The following is a 15666-nucleotide window of genomic DNA, read 5'->3' on the forward strand; positions in this document are numbered from 1 at the left end:
CCCCGCGGGGGGCGGGGGGGGGGGGGGGGGCTATGCCCCTGCGGGGGGGGGGGGGCTGGGGGGCGGGGGGGGGCGCGTCGGGGGGGGGGGGGGGGGGGCGGGGGGGCGCGGCCCCCGCACGTGCGTGGGGGCATTCTTGCGGGGCGGGGCGGCGGCCGGGCCGCCGGCCCGAGGGCGGGCGCCGGCGGCCGGCCGGGCCGGCTGTGCTGAACCGGCCGACCGGGCTGACCCGCCGCGGGGGCCCGCCGCGCGTCTCAACCCTCCCGGTGCACCTTCTGGTTGGAAGCCTGCGCGCGCGGCCGTACCACCAGGAGGTCGATGTTGACGTGGGCGGGGCGGGTGACGGCCCATTCGATGGTGTCGGCGACGTCGTCGGCGGTCAGTGGCTCGGCCACGCCCGCGTAGACGGCCGCGGCCCTCGTCAGGTCGCCCTTGAAACGGGTGCTGGCGAACTCCTCGGTCTTCACCATGCCCGGCGCGACCTCGATGACGCGCACCGGGGTGCCGCACAGTTCCAGCCGCAGCGTCTCGGCGATCACGTGCGCGCCGTGCTTGGCGGCCACGTAACCGCCGCCGCCCTCGTACGTGCCGTGCCCGGCCGTGGACGACACGATGACCACCGTTCCGGCCCCGGAGGTCGCGGCGCCGGCCGCCGTCAGTGCCGGCAGCAGCGTCTGCGTCAGGTGCAGCGTGCCGAGCACGTTCGTCTCGTACATGGTGCGCCAGTCCTGCGGGTCGGCGCTGGCCACCGGGTCGGCGCCGAGCGCCCCGCCCGCGTTGTTGACCAGCACGTCGACGGACGGGTACGCGTCGAGCGAGGCGGCGAACGTCTCGACGGCGGCGCGGTCGGTGACGTCCAGCGGGTACGCGACGGCCGCCTGACCGGCCGCCGTCAACTCGGCCGCCAGCGCCTCGATCCGCTCGGTGCGGCGCGCGGTGAGGACCACGCGGTAGCCGGCGGCGGCCAGCCGGCGCGCCGTCGCGGCCCCGATCCCGCTGCTCGCGCCCGTGATGACGGCGGTGGGTGCGGTCGCGGTCATGGCAGCCTCCTGGTGCGGCGGTCCTGATCTCCGTATCTGCGTATTTCCGTACGCAGGATATGCGGGGGTCACGGGGTGGGCGCGGCTGGAGCTCGACCCTGCCCGGGCGCGGGCGGGGCCCTGGGGGGGGGGGGCGGGGGGCCCCCCGGGCCCCCCCCCGGCACTCAGGCCACGATCAGATGGATTCCGTACCCCACTGCCGCCGCACACAGCGCGAAGCACAGATAGGCACCGGAGCGGGCCAGCGCGCTGGCACTCGTCGTGCTTACTGGGCTTGCCCCGCCCACGGTGGTTGCCGTGCTTGCCGCGCCTGCGGCACCTGCGGCGCCCGTGGTGTCGTCCGCCGGCTTGGCCGAGGTGCCGACGATGCCGAGCGTGAACACGCCCACCAGGGCGACGGTCACCACCAGGCTCACGCCGAAGACCTCGCCGAGTGCGGCCCAGTCGATGTTCATGGCGCTGTTTCCTTCGATCGTCTGCGGTGTCTGCGGTGTCTGCGGTGATCTGTGATCGTCCGTGGAGCCCGGGGGCGTACGTCGCCCGGGGCGTTCGTGTCACGGGGGCGGCGCGGGCGCCGCCCCCGTGGGCTAGGCCGGGGTTGCGGGTGCGGCCGTCGCCGGTGCCGGGGCGGCTGCCGGGGCCGGGCCTGGGGTGGGCGCCGGCGCGCTGTCCGGCGCGGCAGCGAGCGCGTCGATCAGCGCTGACGCGTCCGCGGGGGCGGATGATCCGTCGAGTACGGGCTCGGCGGCAGGCTCGGCCTTGGACTCCGCGGCCGGCCGGTCGCCGGGAGCGGACTGGGCGAGCGCCGCGCCGGTGGGCGGCGGGGCGACGCTGCGCACCGCGGCGGTCACCACGCCGATCGGCTCGGCGTCCTGGTCGGTGGTCCGTGCGGCGGGAGCCGCGGCGACCGGGGTCGGGGCGCCGGTTGCGTCCGGGGCGGCAACTTCGTTGACGTTGGTGTGGTCGACCGGCTTGCGGCGCGAGGCCCGCCAGATGGCGCCACAGGCGATGATGGCGAGGACGGCGACCGTGGTCACGCCCCAGTTCCCCTGGTCGGCCAGGAGAGCGGCGGCACCGGCGACGATCCCGGCGGCCGGCAGTGTGAGCCCCCAGGCGATGACCATGCGGCCGGCGGTGGACCAGCGCACCACGCCGCCCTTGCGGCCGAGACCGGAGCCCATCACGGAGCCGGAGCAGACCTGCGTGGTGGAGAGCGCGAAGCCCAGGTGCGACGAGGCCAGGATGACGGTCGCGGCACCGGTCTGGGCGGCGAAGCCCTGCGGCGGCTGGATGTCGGTGAGGCCCTTGCCCATGGTGCGGATGATGCGCCAGCCGCCGAGGTAGGTACCGGCCGCGATGGCGAGGCCCGCGGAGGCGATCACCCAGGTCGGCGGGTCCGAGGCGGGCGCGACCACGCCGCCAGTGACCAGGGCCAGGGTGATGACGCCCATCGTCTTCTGCGCGTCGTTGGTGCCGTGTGCCAGCGAGACCAGGGCGGCGGACGCGATCTGCCCGGCGCGGTAGCCCTTGGCGGTGTCCTGCGGATTTCGGTTACGGGCGATGCGGTAGGTGAGCCGGGTGGCGACCAGTGCGGCGATGCCGGCCACCAGCGGGGCGGCGACCGCCGGGATGAGGACCTTCATGACGACCGCGTCGCCATTGACCCCGTCCATGCCGACGGAGACCAGGGTGGCGCCGATCAGGCCGCCGAAGAGTGCGTGCGAGGAACTTGAGGGGAGACCGGCGAGCCAGGTCAGCAGGTTCCAGACGATCGCGCCGACCAACCCGGCGAAGATCACTTCTGGCCGGATGCCGGCCCCCTCGTCGATGATCCCGCCGGAGATGGTCTTGGCCACCTCGACCGAGAGGAACGCGCCAACGAGATTCAGTACCGCGGACATGGCCACTGCGGTCTTGGGCCGCAGCGCCCCTGTCGAGATGGTGGTGGCCATGGCGTTGGCCGTGTCGTGGAACCCGTTCGTGAAGTCGAACACCAAGGCCGTGATGATCACGATCCCGATGAGAAGCGTGATGTGTTCCATTCACCCAGGCAATCGTTCAGGGGAGCAACGTCTCGCCGAAAGTAGGTACGAAGAGTGAACAAAAAGTGAACTAGGTGGGGCTTGAAGGTGACGCCGCTCGATGGGTGTGGCGATGATCCCGGAATCGCCATCCGTCACTTCGGTAAAGCCGCAGGTCAGAAGCGCCTTGAAAGCGAGTCGCCGGCCCGCTATCTGACGTACACGCTACGGCCATTTGATATCCCCATGGGATTTACGTGGACCCGTCATGGGCGAGTGAACCGGAACCACCCTCGGTGACGTCCACCGGGCCGCGCCCCCCCCCCCACCCACGACCCGCGCGGCGCGACCCGGGACCGCAGCCCCGCAACCGGATGCCGCCCGCCCCGCACCCCGTCGCACGGCGTTCCCCGCGCGTGGGCGCGCGAAGGGCCCACCCGCTGGCGACCACCACGCCGCGCACACCCGCCGGCCCCCGTGGCCGGACCCCCGATCGCGGCGCGTGGTGCATGGCCGGTTCTCGGCCCTCCTGGGTCCCCCCGGCTTCCCGCGCGCGGGGCGATGATGGCCCGACGGCAGGGGCGAGGATGGCGGGACGTGGGTACGCGCGCCCGCGAGCGCGGGGCGGAGCGCCACCGGGGTGCAGGATGCGGCGTGCGGTAGCCGCGGCCGGGCGCAGACGGGTCGTACGGGGGACTCCGGCCTGGACGGGGACCTGACAGGATCGGGTGCGGAGGTGGTCGCATGGGGCGGCGTCGGCAACCGGAGCGGCGAGCGGACCGGCAGGGGGAGCGGGCCCAGCGCGGCGGGCCGAACGCGGAGGCGGCGGCTCCGGACGCCGGAGCGGAACCCGCGTTCGGCGCGGGCCCCATGGCCTCCGGGACCCCCGGGACCGACCACGACGACGACCTGGACCCGCCCGAGTTGGCGACGCTGCCGCCGGCCGACGCAGCGCGGCTCCGCCGGGCGTGGCGCGAGGTGGTGGACACCGCGCGCAGGACCACCGATGAGGGCCTGGTCGTCGGCACGTCGGGCAACGTCTCGGCCCGGGTGGGCGACGTGGTGCTGGTCACCCCGAGCGGCCTGCCGTACGACACGCTCGGGCCGGCGGACCTGGTCGGCGTCGACCTCGACGGGCGCCAGTGCATCGGCCACCACGGCCCCACCAGCGAACTCCCCCTGCACCTGGCGATCTACCGGGCCACCGACGCCCGCGCGGTCGTGCACACCCACGCCGTACACGCCACGGCCGTCTCCACGCTGGTCACCGAGGTGCCGGCGATCCACTACATGGCCGGGGCGCTGGGCGGCCCGGCCCGGGTCGCCCCGTACGCCCTGTACGGCAGTGACGATCTGGCCCGCCACATGCTCGCCGCACTCCGCGACCGCACCGGCTGCCTGCTGCGCAACCACGGCACGATCACCTACGGCAGCAGCCTGCGGCAGGCGTACGACCGCACGGCGCAACTGGAGTGGATGTGCCGGGTCTGGCTGACCGCATCCGCCGTCCCCGGCCACACTCCCACCCTGCTCAACCCCGCCCAACTCGACGAAGCCGCCACCCGCCTGCGCACGTACGGCCAACCAACACCCACGGCCGACCAGCCAACGTCCCCGGACGGGCTCCCACCCGAGGCGGTCTGAACCGACCGACTCCCCGCGCGGGACGCCCCGTTCCTCCTCGCGCCAGTCGCACCCACCCAGTCGCCCCCACCCGACCGCGCCGCCCGCCCTCCCGCTCCCAGCCACCGCCCGCAAAGGGCCCTGCCCGCTGGCCGGCCCTCGCCCGGTGCGGCCTGAACTGGCAGACCTTCCCGGCGTGGCGCGCCCCGTTCTGTCCGTGTGGTCGTCGTGCCTGACCGGGCGCGGCGTCCGCGGTGCCGTCGGCCCGCTGCGCGCCGACGCGCAGCCGCCACCCATAGAAGGACCCCGCCCGCTGGCCGGCCGCCGGCCGGTGTGGCTTGAATCGGCCGACCTTCCCGGCGCGGCGCCCCGTCCCGTTCGCGCGGCCACCGTGTCCGCGGCCCCTTGCGGGCCGGCCGTGCGCTGCCCGCCCCGTACGCCGCGCGCCGTACGCACCTGGTCGCCGCCCGCCGTCCACACCAGGCGCGCCCCGTCGGCGCCGAAGCCCCCCAGCCCCGCCCCACGCAATCCTCGCCCCGCCGGGGCCACCAACCCGCGGGCACGGCGCCCGGGCCCCTGGGGCGCCGCACTGGCGCACGCTCACCCGTCGGCGCGCGTCCACTGGCCGGTCCCGTATCGGACGCCCACACTGGGGAGGATGCGTCTGCGTACAGCGGCGGCCGTGGCCGCCACCACCGCGCTGGGTGCCGGGGCGGCCGTCTGGGCCGGTCGGTGCGCGAGCGGCGTCGCCCTCACCCCGGGCCGGCCGCTGCCCGGCGAGCCCAAGCTCACCGTGCACTCCACCGCCGCCGGCCAGGTCACCCTGACCCGCACCCTGGCCTCCCAACGCCCCGGCACCTACGGGCTGACCGGCGACGGCTGCCACGCCGCCGTCGGGCCCGTTGTCGAGGGCGCACCCCACCCCGCCGACTGCGTCGTACGCCGCCTGGAAACGGTCACCCGCGGCACCCTGGAACCGGGCACCCGCGTCTGGCTCACGCCACAGGTGTACGAGGGCGACCCGGGCCGGGCGTTCGGCCTCTCCTACGAGGACGTCGAGGTGGACGGCGAGATCGGACCGCTCCCCGCCTGGTACGTGCCGGCCGTCCGGGACACCTGGGTCATCACCGCGCACGGCATCGGCGCCACCCGCGAGCACCCCCTGGTGGTCCTGGACTTCCTGCACCGCAAGCAACTGCCGGTGCTGAACCTCTCCTACCGAGGGGACGCGGGCGCCCCGCCGTCCCCCGACGGCGTGAGCCACCTCGGCTACGCCGAATGGCGCGACCTCGACGCCAGTGTGCGCTACGCGGCGCAGCGCGGCGCCCGCCGCATCGTGCTCTTCGGCTGGTCGACCGGGGCCGCGATGGCCCTGCACACCGCAGCCCACTCGCCGCTGCGCCATCTGATCAGCGGCCTGATCCTGGACTCCCCGGTGCTCGACTGGCAGACCACGCTGCGGGCCATCGCCGCGGCCCGCGGCACCCCCGCGCCGCTGCTGCCGCTCGTGGTGCGCGCCGCACAGGGCCGCACCTCGCTGCACGCGGGCCGTGCCGCGCAGCTCGCCGACAGCGGGCGGATCGACGTACCCACCCTGATCCTGCACGGCCCCGACGACCACCTCGCGCCCTGGGCCGCCTCCCGCGAACTCGCCGAGCGCCGCCCCGACCTCATCACCCTGCACGCCGTCCCCGGCGCCCCGCACGCCGCCATGTGGAACGCCGACCCCGCCGGCTACCAGGAGGCGCTGCGCCGCTTCCTGGTCCCGCTGGTGTGAGGAGCAACCGGTTCCGTCTGTGTGGGTGCCCTGCGGTTCCACCGCGGCGGGTACGGGCGACCGCCTGGCGACCGCGCCCGGGCCCCTCCCGCCGACACCGGGCCCCGCCGCCACCCTGGCCCGCCGGGCGCCGCACCACCGCGGCCCCGCTCGGCCGCGCGCCCGTCGCTCGCTGCCGCTGGCACGGGCTGCCTGGACGCCGCGCCGGACGCCCGTGGTTCACCCGTACGTCACGCATTCTTCGCCCACTCCTGGTCCACCGACCGTGCCACTCCTCGGCCATGCGTTCGTATCGGCCAACGCCCAAACGGGGCAAGGAATCGGCACGTTCGTCGCAGCAGCCACATCCGTTGCGCTCACGCGGCCGGATGACCACCGATTGGGTTTTCGGGCCTTCAGGGGCAAGACTGCTCTTGTGACGTCCCGTACCCCGCGCGACTCCCGACTCCGACTCGTCCCGCACCGGCCGATCGCCGGCGCCCGCAGGGCAGTGCCGCAGCGCGCCCCGCGCCCCGCCCCACGACCACCGGAGGGCACTCCGCCACCAGCGGAGCTCGCCCGCCACGCACGGGCCTCGCTCGCCGGCGCCGCCCGCGTTGCCCGCTGGGCCGCAGCCGAGCCAGACGGCGAAGCGGCGGTGCGCCCGGGGGCCTACGGGGCCCTGTCCGACGTGGCGGCCGACCGGGCGGCCGACGCCCTCGGCCTGACCCCGCTTCAGGTCCGCACCGACTGGGACCGGGCCAGGCTCTCCGGCCTGATCGAACTGCACGGCGGAACCGCGCGCGCGGGCTGGCGGCTGCGCGCCTGGGACCGAGACGACTCGGCCGTGCTCCGCGGCTGGGTCGCGCTCTTCGACGCCTGGTCCATCGCACGCCCCTGGCAGCCGGACGGCCGCGGCCCGGCGGCCCGCGGCGGCGCCGACCCGGCGGCGGTGGCCGAAGTCATCGAGGCCGTGCCGCAGTTGCTCTCGGTGCTCCAGCTCTCGGCCGGCCCCATGGGCTATCCGGACCTGCTCGACCTGCTCCGCAAGCGCGTCGCCGAACTGCGGACCGAGCGCTGCGAGGTCCCCTACGGCCAGCGCGCCCCGCAGCCTGGCCCCGCCACGACCGAGCGTTCCGCCCTGACGATCGCCGCCGTCCCCGAACAGGTCCCGCAGCCCCGCTCCGGCGCTGCCACCGGGGGTACGGAGGCCCGCGCGGACCTCGCACGGCCGGCCGCGCCCGCGCCCGGCGAGGGAGCGCGCCCGGCACCCGTGGCAGCGGCCACCGAGTGCGACGTGCCCGAAGAACTGCTGGCCTGGGCGCTAGACGGGCTCGCCGAGGTCGGCGCGCTCGTCGTCCGCGAGGCCACAGGCGCCGCCCACCGCGAGGCCGAACTCACCGCCATCGGCAACTGGGCGGTCTGGGTCAAGCTGGAACAGATCTGCGTCGCGGCGCAGAGCCCGGCCGGCAACATCGAGCAGCACGCCGAGGACATGCTGCGCGGCTGTGCCCAGCTCACCCCGGGCCCGGCCCGTGCCGAGTACCGCGCCTGGCTCGCCGCCAGACCGGTGGGCAGCGCCGTCACCGAACTGCTCGACGCGGCCCGCGGCGACGACGCGCTCCTGCGCGGCCTGGCCTTCGAGGCGCTGCGCGTGGTCGGCGCCCCGGCCGAACCCGCGGTCCGCGCCGCCCTGGACGAGTCCCGGCTACGGCCCTACGCCCTGCTGTGGCTCGCCGAGATCGAAGGCGCCGACCCGGAGGACACGCTGGAGGTGCTCACCCGCGAGGAGGCGACCTGGCTCTGGGTGGACACGGCCGCGGCCATCGCCGACCACGGTGAGATAAGCCTGCTCGTACGGCACCTGGAATCGGCGGTGCAGGGCACGGTCCCCGCCCTCCTCGCCGAGGTCCGCGAGATCGGCCACCCCCGCACCGTGCAGGTGCTGGTCGCCCTCGCCGCGGCCCACCCGGACCCGGCCCTCGCCAAGGCGGTCCGCCGGGCCGCCTTCCAGGTCCACACGGGCGGGACCTGACCGCACGCCCCGGGCGCCGGCCCGGCCACCCGGCCGGCGAGCCGGTCCGGCCGAGCCGGCGCCCCGCGGGCCCGGCCAGCCGGACGACACCCCGCCGCGGATCAGTCAGGCACCCCCGGTACGTACGTGCCGAAGCTCCACACGTTGCCCTCCACGTCGCGCGCCATGTAGTCCCGCGAGCCGTGCTCCTGGTCGGTGGGCGGCATCAGGATCTCCGCGCCGTGCTCCGCGGCCCGCGCGTGGTGGGCGTCGGCGTCCTCGATCACCACGTAGACCCCGGCCGGGCCCGCACCGGCCATCGCCTCGCTGAACCGGCTCCCCGGGCGCTTGGTGCCGAGCATCACCATGCCGTTCCCGTAGGCCAGTTCGGCGTGCACGACCGTGCCGTCCTCGTCCTCGTACACCGCGTGCTCGGTGAACCCGAAGGCCGTGGTGAGCTGCGTGATAGCGGCCCGGGCGTCGGCGTAGAGCAGCGTGGGGTAGAGGGTGGGGCGGGCCGCCCGGGTGCCGGTCATGGTGCTCACCTTCCGTACTTTCCGTAGCGCAGGGTGTGGGGATGTGGCTCGCCTCACAGTCTGGCACCGGGGTACGACAACGCCCGGAGCGGCGCGTTCCCCCCGCCCCCCGCCAACCCCTTGCCCGCCCCCGCTACAGTGGTCCGTATGGCCATTCTCCTTGCGCACTAGACGGCTCCCGCCCGGCCCCGCATGCGCCGCCGGGGCGCGCTGTCCGCCGCCGCCATCGCCCGGTGCGCTGCGTGCGGCCGTGGTTGCGCGCCTGTCCCTTCCGCCGTCCGTTTCCGCCCTGGAGTCTTCCCCGTGATCACCGCCACCGGCCTTGAGCTGCGCGCCGGCGCCCGAGTCCTCATCGAGTCCGCCTCGTTCCGCATCGCCAAGGGCGACCGCATCGGCCTCGTCGGCCGCAACGGAGCCGGCAAGACCACGCTCACCAAGTGCCTCGCGGGCGAGGGCGCACCGGCCGCCGGCGCCATCACCCGCTCCGGCGAGGTCGGTTACCTCCCGCAGGACCCGCGCACCGGTGACCTGGACGTGCTCGCCAGGGACCGCATCCTCTCCGCCCGCGACCTCGACGTCGTCCTGCGCAAGATGCGCGAGAACGAGGACCGGATGGCGAACGGCAAGGGCGCCACCCGCGACAGGGCGATGAAGAAGTACGAGCGCCTGGAGACGGAGTTCCTCACCAAGGGCGGTTACGCGGCCGAGGCGGAGGCCGCGACCATCGCCGCCAGCCTCGGCCTGCCCGACCGGGTGCTCGGCCAGCCCCTGCACACCCTCTCCGGCGGCCAGCGGCGCCGTGTCGAACTCGCCCGCATCCTCTTCTCCGACGCCGACACGCTGCTCCTCGACGAGCCGACCAACCACCTCGACGCCGACTCGATCGTATGGCTGCGGGACTACCTCAAGAGCTACCGCGGCGGCTTCGTCGTCATCTCGCACGACGTCCAACTGGTCGAGACGGTCGTCAACAAGGTCTTCTACCTGGACGCCAACCGGTCCCAGATCGACATCTACAACATGGGCTGGAAGCTCTACCAGGCCCAGCGCGAGGCCGACGAGAAGCGCCGCAAGCGCGAGCGCGCCAACGCTGAGAAGAAGGCCGCCGCGCTGAACTCGCAGGCCGACAAGATGCGCGCCAAGGCGACCAAGACCGTCGCCGCCCAGAACATGGCCCGCCGGGCCGAGAAGCTGCTGTCCGGCCTGGAGGCGGTGCGGGTCTCGGACAAGGTCGCCAAGCTGCGCTTCCCCGACCCCGCGCCGTGCGGCAAGACCCCGCTCACCGCTGAGGGCCTGTCCAAGTCGTACGGGTCGCTGGAGATCTTCACCGACGTCGACCTGGCCATCGACCGTGGCTCGCGCGTGGTGATCCTCGGGCTCAACGGTGCCGGCAAGACCACCCTGCTGCGGCTGCTCGCCGGCGTCGAGAAGCCCGACACCGGCAGCGTCACCCCAGGTCACGGTCTCAAGCTGGGGTACTACGCGCAGGAGCACGAGACGCTCGACCCGGACCGTACGGTGCTGGAGAACATGCGCTCCTCCGCTCCCGACCTGGACCTGGTCGACATCCGCAAGACGCTCGGCTCGTTCCTGTTCTCCGGCGACGACGTCGACAAGCCGGCCCGGGTGCTCTCCGGTGGCGAGAAGACCAGGCTCGCGCTCGCGACGCTGGTGGTCTCGTCCGCCAACGTGCTGCTGCTCGACGAACCCACCAACAACCTCGACCCGGCCAGCCGCGAGGAGATCCTCGGCGCGCTGCGGACCTTCACCGGGGCCGTGGTGCTGGTCACGCACGACGAGGGCGCGGTGGACGCGCTCCAGCCCGAGCGGATCATCCTGCTGCCGGACGGCGTGGAGGACCTGTGGGGCCAGGACTACGCGGACCTGGTGGCCCTGGCCTGACGCCCGCGGTCACCGTGCGCGGCGGTGATCGGAGCGTTCTGGATCATTCGGCCGAGTCGTGATCCTTCATCTGAGTGAGAAGGGCTCGTACCCCGGCGCGTCATCACGGTGTGGGCGCGCGCACGCAGCGTAGCGCCCGAGCCTTCCCGGCGGGCCCGTGAGCGTCGCGTCTGACCTGCCGCTTCGCGATGCACTCCGAATGGACGCAGCCGTACAAGCATCCGGATTTTCGTATTCCGGCGCGCTCCCGGCGGCTTTCTGACCGGAACCCGGCCACGTCGACCTTGTCGAATGGGTGGCCAGGAGCGCGGCTAGGGGTGATCATGAGAGTCCCATAGCGCACTTCCCATGAGGAGGCACGGGTGGCCGAGACTCTGAAGAAGGGCAGCCGGGTAACCGGCGCCGCGCGTGAAAAGCTCGCGGCGGACCTCAAGAAGAAGTACGACTCCGGAGCGAGCATTCGAGCGCTGGCCGAGGAGACCGGCCGTTCCTACGGCTTCGTCCATCGAATGCTGAGCGAATCAGGAGTGACGCTGCGTGGTCGCGGCGGAGCGACACGAGGGAAGAAAGCCGCTTCGACCTGACGCCACACAACACCCCACACGCAACACCCCGTCCCGCCTGAGCCCGGGTCGCATCACGGGCGTGCATCGCGCGCGCCGGTAGCGACACCCGGTCGACGGTCCGGTCGGATCAGTGGTTACTGTGCAGTTAACTTACGGCTGTAGTGACCGCTGCCGACCGACCGGAGGCTTCTGTGACCCTGCTCGACACGGACGGCGTACGCCTGACCGTCGATGACGCCATCGCCACGGTGACCTTGACCAATCCGGCCAAGCGCAACGCGCAGTCGCCCGCCCTGTGGCGGGCTCTGATCAAGGCCGGTCGCTCGGTGCCCGGCAACGTGCGCGTCGTGGTGCTGCGCGGAGAGGGCAAGTCCTTCTCCGCGGGCCTCGATCGACAGGCGTTCACCCCCGAGGGCTTCCCCGGTGAGCCCTCCTTCATCGAGCTGGGCCGCAGTTCCGCGGCGGAGCTCGACGCCACCATTGCCGCCTACCAAGAGGCGTTCACCTGGTGGCGGCGCACGGACATCGTCAGCATAGCCGCCGTTCAAGGGCATGCCATCGGCGCCGGCTTCCAGCTTGCGCTCGCCTGTGACCTGCGGATCTGTGCCGACGACGCACAGTTCGCGATGCGTGAGACCAGCCTTGGCCTGGTGCCCGACCTTGCGGGTACGCACCCACTGGTCTCCCTCGTCGGGTACGCCCGCGCGCTGGAGATCTGCGCCACCGGCCGGTTCGTCCACGCGGCCGAGGCCGAGCGCACCGGCCTCGCCAACTTGGTGGTGCCGGCCGCCGAACTCGACGCTGCGACGCAGGACCTGGCCGCCGCGCTGCTGGCCGCGCCCCGCGACGCGGTGATCGAGACGAAGGCGCTGCTGCGGGGCGCGCTGGACCGCGACTTCGACGAACAGCGGGCCGCCGAGCGCGCCGCACAGGGCCGCCGGCTGCGCGACCTGGCAGGTCTGGCGGAATAGCCCAGGCAGCGCCGGCGGTCGGCCCGCCGTACCGGTCCCGTCCGGGGCCTGGTGCGGGGGGTTCGGCTCATTCGGTGGGTGCCTGGGCCGCGGCTTGGGCTGCGGCTCGTGCCGTGGGTTGGCCCGTAGGTTGGACCGTGGTTGCTCTGTGGGCTGCTGCGCGGCCGGGTTTGCGAGTCGATCCGTGGGTTGGCCCGTGAGCGGATTCGCGAGCGGGCCCGCGGGTTGGCTCGTGGTCGCGCCCGTGGCCTGACCCATGGGCTAGTTCGTGGTCGGGTCCGCGGGTCGGTCCGTGGGCTGGGGCGCGGCTTGGTCCACGGCCGTGACCAGCACCGCGACCGTGACGCCCGCCCGTTCGGCGGAGTCCGGGGCCAGGGCGGCGCGGGCCGCCTCGCGCACCGCGCGGGCCACCGTGATCGGCCGGTGGCCGGCCGCGACCGCCACCTGTGCCTGTACGTGCCGGCGGGTGGCCGCGACGGTCGCCGACCCCGACGGGGCGGACGGCGCGCCCGCCCCCGCGCGATGACCGCCGCTGTTCCTGTCGGACCGGTCGTCGTCACCGCCGCCGGGGTCCGCGGCGCCGTACTGCTCGCGCGGCCCGGTCTCGATCCGTACCGCCCTGGTCAGCCCGCCGAGCGCCGGCGCCAGCCCGGCGACGCCCGGGACCGCTGCCACTGCTGCCGCGACACGCTCTTCCGCAGGCACCGCCGCTGCGGGGCGGCGGCCGGCGCGGGGCGGCTCCGGCTCCGGTGGGTGCGGCCCCGTCGGCCCGGCCGAGGCGCGTCCAGCCGCCTGTGCTGATCCGGCCGCCCCGGTCGCCCCGTCCAGCAGAATCGACCCGGCCACCTCCTTCCCGTCGGGGAGGTCGTCCACATCGCCGGCCAGGAACGTCCCGACGGCCTCGGCGGCGTCATCCATGTCGTTCAGCTCATCGAGTACGTCCACCGAGCCCGGGGCGCCCGTCGTGCCCGGTGGCTCCGTGTCCGAGCCGTCGAGCAGCCCGGTCACCCGTAGGTCCACCGTGGTCACGGCGAGGCCGAGTCGGTCGACCGCGGTGGTGTGCAGCACGGCCCGTAGCCTCTCGGCCGATGTGGGGAGCGGCTGGTCCGCCGTGGCCAGGAACTCGCCCGACACCCGGAGCGGGCCCGGGGCCAGTGCCGTCGGCGGGGCCGGCACCGCGGGCCTGGCCGCGTCGGTGGGGTCGGCCAGGTCGATCCGCAACGCCGTGACGCGGGTGCCGGGCACGGTTGCCGCTGCCGTCCGCAACGCCCCCGTCGCCGCGTGCTCGGTCAGCCACGCCCCGTCGAGCGCCGTGCCGAGCGGCAGCAGTCTGCCGAGCCCGAGTTGTTGCCGTACCGCCTGTGTCAACGCGTCTGCCACCACGGTCCCGCCGCCCTTCCCGCCTGCGGACGCCGCTGCGCCCGCCCCTCAGCGTGCCGTACCGCGCGGGTCCCGCGGGCCCCGACCCACCCGTGGGGCGCAGCCGTTCGCACGACTGCCGCGCCCCACGGGCGCGTGTCAGTGGGCCCGCCTACGGTGGGGGGAGGAACGGTCAGACCGCTCCCTCCGGCACACAGGGAAAGGGACGATGCGCGATGACGGAAACGGCACAGAAGCAGGCGCAGAACACGGCCCCGGGAGCCTCGACGCCCAGGGGCGGCGGTGCGCCGGCGTCCCGTGGCAAGACCACGATCGCCGACGGCGTCGTCGAGAAGATCGCCGGGATCACCGCACGTGAGGTGCCGGGCGTGCACGCCATGGGCAGCGGCTTCGCGCGTACCTTCGGCGCGGTGCGCGACCGGGTGCCCGGCGGCAGCCGATCCGTCACGCGCGGCGTCAAGGCCGAGGTCGGCGAGGTCCAGACGGCGCTCGACCTGGAGATCGTGGTCGACTACGGCGTCTCCATCGGCGACGTCACGCGCAACGTGCGCGAGGATGTCATCTCCGCCGTCGAGCGGATGACCGGCCTTGAGGTCGTCGAGGTGAATATCGTGGTCAGCGACGTGAAGCTGCCCGACGAGCAGGACGACGAGTCGGAGTCACGGCTCCAGTAGCCGGCCTGGGCGCGGGGCGCGGTGGAGCGGAGGGAGTTCACATGAGCATGGCCGTGGTCGGTTTGGCCGCCGGAATGGCCCTGGGCTTCGCCGGGTATTTCGGCGGCTTCGGAGCCTTTCTGCTGGTGGCGGCGTTGGGGCTGATCGGGTTCGTGGCAGGCAAGTTCTTCGATGGAGACCTGGAGTTGGGCGACTTCTTCCGCCCCCGCGAGCGCGACGGTCGACGGCGGTGAGGCCGCGTGGTGCACTCCGGTGAACGGGGCTCGACGCGGATCGCCGACCGGGTCATCGCGAAGATCGCCTCGCAGGCGGCCCGCGAGGCGCTGCGACCGGCCAGCGACGTGCGCCGCGCCGGCGGCAAGCCCCCGCACGCCGCGGTCGCCGTGCGCGACCGCCCCGGCCGCGACGGCCTGCGCGGCGAGGCCAGGGTGCGGGTCGCCGTCGAACTCGGCTACCCGTCCGACATCGGCGCCCAGTGCGGCGCCGTGCGCCGTCAGGTGAGCGGCCGGGTCAGGACGTTGGCCGGGATGGACGTACGGGAGGTGGCCGTCACGGTCGAGCGGCTGTACGCGCCGGCGGGCGCGGCCCGGGGGAGGGCGCGGTGAGCGACGCGGACGCAGGGCGGGCCGAAGGGGAGGACGGCGGCGGCCACCCATCCCCATCTGAGGAGACCCCGCCGGTGGGTTCGGTCGAACCTGGATCTGGACCTGAATCCGGCCCTGGACCTGGACCTGGAGCTGAATCCGGCCCTGGGCCCGGGCCTGGAGCCGGTCCCGGCGCCGGGCCAGAACCTGCATCCGGACCTGGACCTGAGTCCGGACCTGAATCCGAGCCCGAAGCTGGCTCCGGCCCCAGCTCTGAACCTGAATCCGGACCCGAACTCGAACCCGGGCCCGGCCCCGCCGAGTCATCTGGGAGTGGCGCCCCCGTCGCACCCGCCGCCGGTGCCACCCCCGCGACACCCAGCATGCGCAGCACCCCCAGCACAGACCCCGCGGGCTTCGCGGTGCCCGCCGGCGGGCGTACCGGGCTCGCCGCCGGCGCGTCCCGGCGCCCGCCCGTGTGGGAGAAGACTGCGGCGGGCAGCACCACCGCGCCGGACCACGGCGAGGACCCGCCGCCGGGGTCCGCGGCCCGCCCGGTGGAAGCCGCCGACGCGAGTGCCGCCGATGCCGCTGACACC

General features: G+C 74.4%; 15 protein-coding genes. 10 read left to right on the forward strand and 5 right to left on the reverse strand.

Translation table 11 applies throughout. The features are described from left to right. Nucleotides 1-254: 254 nt before the first annotated feature. From AAHZ94_RS12745 to AAHZ94_RS12755, 3 genes are all read right to left on the reverse strand, one after another. A complete protein-coding gene (locus tag AAHZ94_RS12745) occupies nucleotides 255-1040 on the reverse strand; it encodes an SDR family NAD(P)-dependent oxidoreductase (protein ID WP_349992957.1) in 786 nt (261 codons plus the stop codon). A 164-nt stretch (nucleotides 1041-1204) separates the two neighbouring features. Then, nucleotides 1205-1495: a hypothetical protein gene (locus AAHZ94_RS12750; protein ID WP_349992958.1), complete on the reverse strand. Its 291-nt coding sequence runs from the start codon at nucleotides 1493-1495 to the stop codon at nucleotides 1205-1207. 132 nt (nucleotides 1496-1627) lie between these two features. Further along, on the reverse strand, nucleotides 1628-3082 hold the full coding sequence (locus AAHZ94_RS12755; RefSeq protein ID WP_349992959.1) for an inorganic phosphate transporter: 1455 nt from the start codon (nucleotides 3080-3082) through the stop codon (nucleotides 1628-1630). A gap of 849 nt (nucleotides 3083-3931) precedes the next feature. On the opposite strand from AAHZ94_RS12755, the gene AAHZ94_RS12760 reads away from it, so the two are divergent. The 3 genes from AAHZ94_RS12760 to AAHZ94_RS12770 all read left to right on the forward strand — a co-directional run bounded on the left by AAHZ94_RS12760 (nucleotide 3932) and on the right by AAHZ94_RS12770 (nucleotide 8475). Continuing rightward, nucleotides 3932-4705, forward strand: a complete 774-nt coding sequence (locus tag AAHZ94_RS12760; RefSeq protein ID WP_502964658.1) for a class II aldolase/adducin family protein — start codon at nucleotides 3932-3934, stop codon at nucleotides 4703-4705. 637 nt (nucleotides 4706-5342) lie between these two features. Next, nucleotides 5343-6461: an alpha/beta hydrolase gene (locus tag AAHZ94_RS12765; RefSeq protein ID WP_349992960.1), complete on the forward strand. Its 1119-nt coding sequence runs from the start codon at nucleotides 5343-5345 to the stop codon at nucleotides 6459-6461. A gap of 415 nt (nucleotides 6462-6876) precedes the next feature. Continuing rightward, the gene (locus tag AAHZ94_RS12770; RefSeq protein WP_349992961.1) at nucleotides 6877-8475 is read left to right on the forward strand and encodes a hypothetical protein; all 1599 of its coding nucleotides are present in this window, start codon (nucleotides 6877-6879) and stop codon (nucleotides 8473-8475) included. A gap of 101 nt (nucleotides 8476-8576) precedes the next feature. On the opposite strand, the gene AAHZ94_RS12775 is transcribed toward AAHZ94_RS12770, so the two are convergent. Beyond that, nucleotides 8577-8990, reverse strand: a complete 414-nt coding sequence (locus AAHZ94_RS12775) for a VOC family protein (RefSeq protein ID WP_349992962.1) — start codon at nucleotides 8988-8990, stop codon at nucleotides 8577-8579. Between the two features lie 303 nt (nucleotides 8991-9293). Here AAHZ94_RS12775 and AAHZ94_RS12780 point away from each other — a divergent pair, with 303 nt between their 5' ends. From AAHZ94_RS12780 to AAHZ94_RS12790, 3 genes are all read left to right on the forward strand, one after another. Next, on the forward strand, nucleotides 9294-10892 hold the full coding sequence (locus AAHZ94_RS12780; protein ID WP_349992963.1) for an ABC-F family ATP-binding cassette domain-containing protein: 1599 nt from the start codon (nucleotides 9294-9296) through the stop codon (nucleotides 10890-10892). A gap of 362 nt (nucleotides 10893-11254) precedes the next feature. Then, on the forward strand, nucleotides 11255-11476 hold the full coding sequence (locus AAHZ94_RS12785; protein ID WP_176160981.1) for a helix-turn-helix domain-containing protein: 222 nt from the start codon (nucleotides 11255-11257) through the stop codon (nucleotides 11474-11476). A 173-nt stretch (nucleotides 11477-11649) separates the two neighbouring features. Further along, nucleotides 11650-12429 (forward strand): enoyl-CoA hydratase/isomerase family protein, encoded by a 780-nt coding sequence (locus AAHZ94_RS12790; protein WP_349992964.1) that lies wholly within the window; start codon nucleotides 11650-11652, stop codon nucleotides 12427-12429. Between the two features lie 261 nt (nucleotides 12430-12690). On the opposite strand, the gene AAHZ94_RS12795 is transcribed toward AAHZ94_RS12790, so the two are convergent. Beyond that, complete coding sequence (locus AAHZ94_RS12795; RefSeq protein WP_349992965.1) at nucleotides 12691-13809, reverse strand: hypothetical protein; 1119 nt, start codon at nucleotides 13807-13809, stop codon at nucleotides 12691-12693. 215 nt (nucleotides 13810-14024) lie between these two features. Here AAHZ94_RS12795 and AAHZ94_RS12800 point away from each other — a divergent pair, with 215 nt between their 5' ends. The 4 genes from AAHZ94_RS12800 to AAHZ94_RS12815 form a co-directional block, all read left to right on the forward strand. Beyond that, on the forward strand, nucleotides 14025-14483 hold the full coding sequence (locus AAHZ94_RS12800) for an Asp23/Gls24 family envelope stress response protein (protein ID WP_349992966.1): 459 nt from the start codon (nucleotides 14025-14027) through the stop codon (nucleotides 14481-14483). 41 nt (nucleotides 14484-14524) lie between these two features. Further along, nucleotides 14525-14716: a hypothetical protein gene (locus tag AAHZ94_RS12805; RefSeq protein WP_349992967.1), complete on the forward strand. Its 192-nt coding sequence runs from the start codon at nucleotides 14525-14527 to the stop codon at nucleotides 14714-14716. 6 nt (nucleotides 14717-14722) lie between these two features. Further along, on the forward strand, nucleotides 14723-15088 hold the full coding sequence (locus tag AAHZ94_RS12810; protein ID WP_349992968.1) for an Asp23/Gls24 family envelope stress response protein: 366 nt from the start codon (nucleotides 14723-14725) through the stop codon (nucleotides 15086-15088). 362 nt (nucleotides 15089-15450) lie between these two features. Then, on the forward strand, nucleotides 15451-15666 hold a 216-nt coding region (locus tag AAHZ94_RS12815), incomplete at its 3' end, for a hypothetical protein (protein ID WP_502964657.1).

The sequence above is a fragment of the Streptomyces sp. HSW2009 genome (assembly GCF_040240285.1).
Lineage (GTDB): Bacteria > Actinomycetota > Actinomycetes > Streptomycetales > Streptomycetaceae > Streptomyces.

Excerpts from the sequence above, each read along its gene's own strand:
- AAHZ94_RS12745 (WP_349992957.1), bottom strand. The coding sequence starts at position 1,040 with ATGACCGCGACCGCACCCACCGCCGTCATCACGGGCGCGAGCAGCGGG.
- AAHZ94_RS12750 (WP_349992958.1), bottom strand. The coding sequence starts at position 1,495 with ATGAACATCGACTGGGCCGCACTCGGCGAGGTCTTCGGCGTGAGCCTG.
- AAHZ94_RS12755 (WP_349992959.1), bottom strand. The coding sequence starts at position 3,082 with ATGGAACACATCACGCTTCTCATCGGGATCGTGATCATCACGGCCTTG.
- AAHZ94_RS12760 (WP_502964658.1), top strand. The coding sequence starts at position 3,932 with ATGGCCTCCGGGACCCCCGGGACCGACCACGACGACGACCTGGACCCG.
- AAHZ94_RS12765 (WP_349992960.1), top strand. The coding sequence starts at position 5,343 with ATGCGTCTGCGTACAGCGGCGGCCGTGGCCGCCACCACCGCGCTGGGT.
- AAHZ94_RS12775 (WP_349992962.1), bottom strand. The coding sequence starts at position 8,990 with ATGACCGGCACCCGGGCGGCCCGCCCCACCCTCTACCCCACGCTGCTC.
- AAHZ94_RS12800 (WP_349992966.1), top strand. The coding sequence starts at position 14,025 with ATGACGGAAACGGCACAGAAGCAGGCGCAGAACACGGCCCCGGGAGCC.
- AAHZ94_RS12805 (WP_349992967.1), top strand. The coding sequence starts at position 14,525 with ATGAGCATGGCCGTGGTCGGTTTGGCCGCCGGAATGGCCCTGGGCTTC.